We start from the raw sequence: 1127 nt of genomic DNA, 5'->3' as shown, positions 1-1127 counted from the left end.
GTTGCGGGGCAGGAGGTTGGTGACGCTGCGGGCCGGTAGTTAGGTCAACGGGCAGGTCCCTGCGGCGACAGGATGAGGTGTCGAAGCCTTCATCACGTCGAGTCAGCCGAAGGAACCTGCCCTATGACGCACCGTAACGCCCCGCTCAGCCTCGAGGGTCGACGGCGACTGGTCGCCCGTTGCCAGTTCCGTCCGATCGCGCACGTCGCCGCCGAAATGGGCATCTCACGGGCGTGTGCGTCGAAGTGGGTCAACCGGTGGCGCCGCTACGGCGAGCTCGGCCTGCACGACCGGCCCTCGGCACCACGACACAGCCCTACCGCGACGCCCCCAGAGGTGATCGCCCGCATCGAAGCGTGGCGGCGCGAGCACAAGTGGTCCGCCACGCGGATCACCCATGAACTCGCCGCCACAGGGATCCGACTGAACCGGCGAACCGTGACCCGGCATCTGTCCCGGCTCGGGCTCGGGCACCGCAGGTTCATCGACCCCACCGGCGCGTCCAACCGTTCTCCCCGTGCGATCGTGGCCCGCTGGCCAGGACACATGGTCCACCTCGACGTGAAGAAGGTCGGACGGATTCCCGACGGCGGCGGGTGGCGCGTCCACGGCCGCGACAGTGACCAGCACCGCGCAGCCGGACGGGCGAAGACCGCCGGCGCCAAGCGGGGCTATGTGTATCTGCACTCGGCCGTCGACGGGTTCTCCCGTCTGGCGTACACCGAGCACCTGCCCGACGAAAAGGGAGCCACCGCGGCGGGGTTCTTGGCCCGCGCGAAGGTCTGGTTCGCCGCGCACGGCATCACCCGCATCCACCGCGTCGTGACGGACAACGGGTCCTGCTACCGCTCCTCGAACTTCGCACGGATCGTCGGTGGCCAGACCCGGCACCAGTTCACCAGGCCGTACACGCCCCGGCACAACGGGAAGGTCGAGCGGTACAACCGGATCCTCGCCGAGGAACTGCTGTACTCCCGCCCCTACGCCAACGAGACCGAGCGCGCGCACGCCATCGCCGTGTGGAACCTCCACTACAACTACCATCGGCCTCACAGCGCCGCCGGTGGCCAGCCCCCAGCCTCACGCACCCCCTCCGCTGTCACCAACGTCCTGCCCAGCTACATCTA

The 1127-nt window shown here is 68.9% G+C and carries 1 protein-coding gene; it reads left to right on the top strand.

The annotated features are described in order from the left end of the window. Positions 1 to 123: 123 nt before the first annotated feature. Positions 124 to 1127: IS481 family transposase (locus MOPEL_RS14135; RefSeq protein ID WP_009483559.1), on the top strand; the 1004-nt coding region annotated here is incomplete at its 3' end.

The organism is Mobilicoccus pelagius NBRC 104925, assembly GCF_000247995.1.
GTDB classification, from domain to species: domain Bacteria; phylum Actinomycetota; class Actinomycetes; order Actinomycetales; family Dermatophilaceae; genus Mobilicoccus; species Mobilicoccus pelagius.
This window is presented reverse-complemented; position numbering and strand designations above follow the sequence as displayed.